Below are 6,918 nucleotides of genomic sequence, written 5' to 3' on the forward strand. Positions count from 1 at the left end.
GCACGGGCCACGGGTCCGGTGCCCGTACGGGAGGGCACCGGACCCGTGGCCCGTGGGGTACGGGGCGGTGGCCCTCAACCCTCCGAGACCAGGATGGCCTTCGACGGGCAGATGTGTTCGGCGAGCTTGTGGGCGTCCACGGCCTCGGCACCCGAGGGCGAGTCGTCCAGCACGACCACCAGGCCGCTGTCGTCCTGGTCGAACACCGAGGGGGCGTTGAGCGCGCACAGTCCGGCACCGATGCAGCGGTCGCGATCCGCGTGAACCTTCATCCGTTCACCAGCCGACCATGAGCTTGTGGACCGGCGGCAGCCCGTCGACGAGCTCGATCGGCTCGTCGCTCTCGACCAGACGCAGCCCGGGGAACCGCTGGATCAGGCCGGACAGGCACAGCTCCAGCATCAGGCGTGCGACGTGCTGCCCCAGGCACTGGTGGACGCCGTAGCCGAAGGCCAGGTGGTCCCGCGCGTCGCGGTGGATGTCGAAGGCGTCCGGGTCGGAGTACTTGGCCGGGTCGCGGTCACCCAGGCCCTTGAGCACCAGGATGCCCTCACCCTCCTTGATGGTCACGCCGTCGATCTCCACGTCGGCGAGCGCCACCCGGGCGATGATCTCGTCCACCAGGCTGAAGTGGCGCAGCACCTCGTCCACCGTCCGGGGCATCAACCCCTCGGTGTCGGCTCGCAGCGCCGCCAGCTGCTCGGGGTGCTCGAGCAGGGCCTGGGTGCCGAGCGCGATGCGGTTCACGATGAACTCGTAGCCCGCCAGCAGCAGCATCTTGGTCATCAGGGTCAGACCGTGGTGGTCGAACTCCTCGGTCCGACCGGCCCGGCTGATGAAGTTGCCGAGCATGTCGTCGGTGGGGTTGTTCTGCTTCTCGGTGACGAGGGTCGCGAAGTACTTCATCAACTCCTCGTTGGCGGCCAGCTTCTCGTCCATGGTGTACGAGTGCCGGGTGCCGACCATGATCGCCGCGTTCCGGGTGAAGGTGTCCTGCTCGGCGTCGGGGATGCCGGCCAGTTCGCAGATCACCCGGGCGGGGAGCGGCAGCGCCAGGCTCTGGACCAGGTCCACGGGCCCGCCCCGGACCTCCATCCGGTCCAGGTACTCGTCGACCAGTTCCTGCACCCGGGGCCGCAGCTTCTCCACGGCCTTGACGGTGAAGTCCGGGAGCGCCATCTGACGGACCCGGGTGTGGCGCGGCGGATCCATGGTCACCAGGAGGTTCTTGGAGTCCTTGGCGATCATGTCGAGCAGTTCCTGCGGCGCCGGGAACCGGATGGGGAACGTGGGGTGCGGCTCCACGCTGAACCGGTCGTCGGCCAGCAGTCGCTGGATCTGGTCGTGTCGGGCGACCAGCCACGCCTTGCTGCCCGACGGCATCGTGACCTGTGTCAGCGGACGGCCTTCGGGCAGCTGCTCGTACTCGGGCAGCAGCGGGTTGGGCCAGCCGCGAGGGGCGACGGGGCAGGTCGCCCCCCTTTCCACGGCGTCGGTCATCGTTACCCCTTGTCTGTCTGTGGTCTGTGACCCTGCAGGGGCCGATGTTATGGACCGGTTCCCGTTCGTCGGGGGTCCTTGCCACTTGCTGCAGCGCGGGCCGATTCGAAGAATTCGAATTCCTCGACTCCTCGAATCGTTTCCGGAAAATGCAGCCGTGCACGACAGTCATTGTCCGATCGTGTATTCGTTTGGCAGGAACGTCGATGAACCCCGGTCCGTGAGGGCCGGGGCGCGCCGCGTGGGCGCGGTACCCGCCCTTCACGGCAGGTGAGCCGGTCGACCCGCGGTGACGGCGGAACGACCGAAGTGGTCCATCCCGCCGACCGTCGGCGCCCGACCGGAGACCCGGATCGGCTTGGCCCGAAGAAACAGAGGACAGATGTCTGACTCGTCAGCCACGGTTCTGCCACTGACCGCCGGCCAGGCCGGAATTTGGTACGCGCAGAGCCTGAGCGGTCCGAACGCGACATTCCACGCCGCGATGTACCTGGAAATAGTGGGGTCCCTCGACCCGGAGCTGTTCCTGGCGGCCATGCGTCGGGTGGTCACCGAGGCCGAGGCGCTGCGCGCCCGCTTCGTCGACGACGGGACCGGCCCGGCGCAGGTGATCGAGCCGATCACCGACTGGTCGGCGCAGCCCCTGCACGTCCTGGACCTCACCGCCGGGGATCGGCCGGAGCAGGAGGCCGAGGAGTGGATGTGGGCGGACGCGAACACCCCGGTGGACGTGTTCGAGGGGCCGCTGTACCGGTTCGCGCTCATCAGGGTCGCCGCCGACCGCTTCTTCTTCTACCACCGCTACCACCACCTGGTGATGGACGGGTTCGGCGCGAACCTGGTCGCGGCGCGTCTCGCCGAGGTCTACACGCGGCTCGTCGCCGGTGAGGACCCCGCCGCCGGGGCGTTCCCCCCGCTGCGCGAACTCATCGACGACGAGACGGCCTACCGGCGGTCCGCCGCCTTCGGGGCCGACCGGGACTTCTGGACCGATCGGTTCGCCGACAAGGCGACCGCCGTCGGCCTCGGCGATCGCCCGACCGGCCTGCCGACCGAACTGCTCCGGGGCACCCGGACCGTCACGCCCGGGACGGGGGACCGGATCCGCGACGCCGCCCGCGACGTCCGGGTCGGCTGGCCGGCCGCGGTGCTGGCGGCCGTCGGCGCCTACACCAGCCGGATCACCGGCAGCGGCGAGGTGGTGATCGCGCTGTCGGTCGCCGCCCGTTCGACGACCGTGGCGCGCGCCGTGCCCGGCATGGTGTCCAACGTGGTCGGGGTGCGGCTGACGGTGCGGCCGGACATGACGGGTGGTGAGCTCATCCGGCACGCGCACCTGCGGATGCGCGAGGCGTCCCGGCACAAGCGCTACCGCTACGAGGACCTGCGGCGTGACCTCAAGCTCCTGGGTTCGGACGGCCGGTTGATCGGACCGCGGGTGAACCTGAGCATCGGCGCGCCCGACCTGCGCTTCGCGGATCTGCCCGCGACCGTGCGACCGATGATCGCCGGGCACGACGACGACCTGTCCCTGATCGTGTACGCCCGGCGGGACGGCGGTTTCCGGCTCGACGTGTCTGCGAACCCGGAGGTGTACGACCCCGAGGCGGTGCGGCGGCACCACCGCCTCATCGCCCGGCTGCTGGACGAGCTCGTCACGCGCCCGGACCGTCCGATCGGCGGCCTGGACATCGTCGAACCCGGGACGCTGACGCGCCTGGTGGACGTGTGGGGCGGCGCGGCCTCCACGGCCGAACCGGTCGGGGAGGCCACCTTGCCCGAACGGTTCGCCGAGGTGGCCGCCGCACACCCGGACCGCACGGCGGTGGTCCACCCCGACGGCTCCACCACCCGCTCGCTGACCTACCGGGAGTTGGACGCGCGCTCCAACCGGCTGGCCCGGCTGTTGATCGAGCACGGCGTGCGGCGCGGACAACTCGTCGCGCTCGCGGTGCCGCGTTCCACGGACACGATCGTGGCGCTGCTGGCGACCCTGAAGACGGGTGCCGCCTACCTGCCGATCGACCCGGAGTCACCCGCCGACCGGGTGGCCCACATACTCGGTGACGCCGGGCCCGCCGCGGTGATCACCTGCCGGCGCGACGCCTTCGCCCATCCGGCCGTGGACGTGCCGGAGATCGGGCTGGACAGCCCGGAGACGGAGGCCCGGCTCGCCGAACTGTCGGACCTCCCCGTCCGGGACGAGGAGCGCGGCGGGCGGATCCTGCCCGACCAGGTCGCCTACGTCATCTACACCTCCGGCTCCACCGGCCGGCCCAAGGGCGTCATGGTCGCCCACCGGAACGTGATCCGGCTGTTCGGTTCGACCGACCGGTGGACCGGCTTCGGCCCGGACGACGTATGGGCGCTGTTCCACTCCTACGCCTTCGACTTCTCGGTGTGGGAGATCTGGGGTCCCCTGCTGTACGGGGGCGCGCTGGTGGTGGTGCCGTTCGCGGTGAGTCGTTCGCCCGAGGACTTCCTGCGGCTACTGGTCCGGGAGCGGGTCACCGTGCTCAACCAGACGCCCTCGGCCTTCTACCAGTTGATCCAGGCCGATCGGGACCACCCGGAGGTCGGCGGCGAACTCGCCCTGCGGTTCGTGATCTTCGGCGGCGAGGCGTTGGAGTTCGGTCGGCTGGGCGATTGGTACGAGCGGCACGCCGAGGACAGCCCGCGGCTGGTGAACATGTACGGCATCACCGAGACCACGGTGCACACCACCGAGTTGGCGCTCACGGCGGCCGACGCGACGGCCGGTACCGGCAGCATGATCGGTCTGGGCATCGAGGACCTGCGGGTCTATGTCCTCGACACCGCGCTGCGTCCGTCCCCGCCGGGGGTGATGGGCGAGCTGTACATCGGGGGGCCCGGTGTCGCCGATGGTTACCTGGGGCGCCCGGACCTGACCTCCACCCGGTTCGTCGCCGATCCCTTCGGCCCGCCCGGCCGGCGCATGTACCGGTCCGGTGACATGGCCCGCTGGGCCCCGGACGGCAGCGCGAACCTGGAGTACCTGGGGCGTGCCGACCACCAGGTCAAGATCCGCGGTTTCCGGATCGAGCTGGGCGAGATCGAGGCGGCCGTGCTGCGCCACCCCGATGTCCGGCAGGCGGCCGTCGTCGTCCGTGAGGACGCCTTCGGCGACAAACGGCTGGCGGCTTACGTCGTCGGTGACTTCGGGGGCCCCGAGGGCCGGTCCGCGCCGGATGCGGCGGAGTTGCGCAAGCACACCGCGGCCGTGCTGCCCGACCACATGGTCCCGTCGTGGTTCGTCGGCATGGACTCGCTGCCCCTGACCACGAACGGAAAGCTCGACACCCGGGCCCTGCCGGCGCCGGACCCCACCGTCACCGCCGCCGGCCGCGCGCCGCGCACCCCGGAGGAGGAGATCGTCTGCGGTCTCTTCGCGGAGATCCTGGGTGTTCCGGCGGTCTCCATGGACGACAACTTCTTCGATCTGGGTGGGCACTCGCTGCTGGCGACCCGCTTGGTGAGCCGGATCCGCGCGGCCTTCGGTGTCGAACTCGCGATCCGCACCGTCTTCGAGTCGCCGACCCCCGCCTCGCTGCTCACCTGGCTGGCCGGCAACGGTCATGTCCCCAAGGCCAGGCGCCCGCTGACCCCGATGGACAGGCCCGAGGAGATCCCCCTGTCCTTCGCCCAGTTGCGGCTGTGGTTCGTCGACAAGATCGACGGCGGCGCGGGTACCTACAACATCCCGCTCGTGGTGCGGCTCAACGGCTCCCTGGACCGCGAGGCGCTGCGGGCCGCCATCGGCGACGTGGTGGGCCGGCACGAGAGCCTGCGCACCGTCTTCCCCGATCGGGACGGCACGCCGCGCCAGCACATCCTGTCCCCCGAGGAGGCGACGCCGGTCATGGACGTGACCGACATCGCCGCCGACCGGTTGGCCGACGCCATGGCCGAACGCGCCGGCATCGGGTTCGACCTGGCCTGCGAGGCACCCATCCGCGCCCACCTGTTCGCCGTCTCCGAGGACGAGCACGCCCTGCTCATGCCGGTGCACCACATCGCCGGCGACGGCTGGTCCCTCGTACCGCTCACCCGCGACCTCCAGAGCGCCTACACCGCCCGCTGCCGGGGGAAGGCCCCCCAGTGGGCCCCGCTGCCGGTGCAGTACGCGGACTACACGCTGTGGCAGCGCGAGATCCTGGGGGACGAGACCGACCCGGACTCGGCCATCTCCGCCCAGCTCGCCCACTGGAAGCGGTACCTGGCCGGGCTGCCGCAGGAGGTCACCCTGCCCACCGACCGGCCCCGGCCGGCCGTGGCCTCCTACCGCGGCGAGACGCTGCGCTTCGAACTGCCCGAGCGGCTGTACCACCAGGTGACGCGGTGCTCGCGCGAGTACGACGTGAGTCCGTTCATGGTGGTGCAGACCGCGTTGGCGGTGCTGCTGGGCAAGCTCGGCGCCGGGGACGACATCCCGCTGGGCATCTCGATCGCGGGACGCACCGACGAGGCGCTGGACGATCTGGTCGGCTTCCTGGTCAACACCCTGGTGCTGCGCACCGACCTCACCGGTGACCCGCACTTCGCCGACCTGCTGGGCAGGGCCCGCACGGACGGCCTGGCCGCCTTCGCCAACCAGGACCTGCCCTTCGAACGACTGGTCGAGGCGCTCAACCCGGAGCGCTCGGCGGGCCGGCACCCGGTCATCCAGGTCGGGCTCGGCTTCCAGAACAACGCGACGCCGGAACTGGAACTGCCCGACCTCGACGCGTGGATCGAACCCGCGATCACCCACACCGCCAAGCTGGACCTGCTCTTCGACTTCCGCGAGGTGCGGGGCGGGGACGGGACGCCCGACCACATGGCCTGCGCCGTCGAGTACGCGACCGACCTGTACGACCGGTCGACCGTCGAACGGCTCATCAGCCGTCTGGTCCGGCTGTTGGACCGGGCGACCGGGCACCCCGACAGCCGACTGAGCCAACTGGACGTGCTCGACCCCGAGGAGCGGCAGCGCATCCTCGTGGACTGGAACGCCACCGACCGCGCCGTGCGCCTCGACACCCTGCCGGCGCTCTTCGCCGCCCGGGCCGAGAGCACCCCCGACGCCGTCGCGGTGGTCGCGGGCGACGAGGAGGTGCGGTACGGCGAACTGGAGGCGCGGGTCAACCGGTTGGCCGGGCACCTGATCGCCCACGGGGTCGGCGCGGAGGACCGGGTCCTGCTGGTCATGCCGAAGTCGGTGGACCTCGTCGTGGCGCAGCTCGCCGTGGTCACCGCCGGCGCGGCGTTCGTGCCGGTCGACCCCGGCTATCCGCGGGAGCGCATCACCTTCATGGCCGAGGACTGCGCGCCCGTCCTGGCCCTGACCACCGGTGCGGTGGCGGAACTGGTGGCGGAACTGGTGGGAGAACTGGTGGGGGAACCGGTGGGGGAACCGGT

Annotated in this window: 3 protein-coding genes; 1 reads left to right on the plus strand and 2 read right to left on the minus strand. The window is 71.0% G+C overall.

Going from position 1 to position 6,918, the window contains the following annotated elements:
• Positions 1–74 precede the first annotated feature (74 nt).
• Together FNQ90_RS08075 and FNQ90_RS08080 are read right to left on the minus strand one after the other, a co-directional pair.
• The gene (locus tag FNQ90_RS08075; RefSeq protein WP_143616337.1) at positions 75–272 is read right to left on the minus strand and encodes a ferredoxin; all 198 of its coding nucleotides are present in this window, start codon (positions 270–272) and stop codon (positions 75–77) included.
• Between the two features lie 4 nt (positions 273–276).
• Complete coding sequence (locus FNQ90_RS08080) at positions 277–1,500, minus strand: cytochrome P450 (protein ID WP_173019448.1); 1,224 nt, start codon at positions 1,498–1,500, stop codon at positions 277–279.
• Positions 1,501–1,882: 382 nt separating this feature from the next.
• Between FNQ90_RS08080 and FNQ90_RS08085 the strand changes: the two genes are divergently transcribed.
• Positions 1,883–6,918, plus strand: a 5,036-nt coding sequence (locus FNQ90_RS08085) for a non-ribosomal peptide synthetase (protein ID WP_182605749.1), incomplete at its 3' end; no start/stop codon positions are given.

Origin of the sequence: Streptomyces alkaliphilus, assembly GCF_014141535.1 — a bacterium.
GTDB lineage: Bacteria > Actinomycetota > Actinomycetes > Streptomycetales > Streptomycetaceae > Streptomyces > Streptomyces alkaliphilus.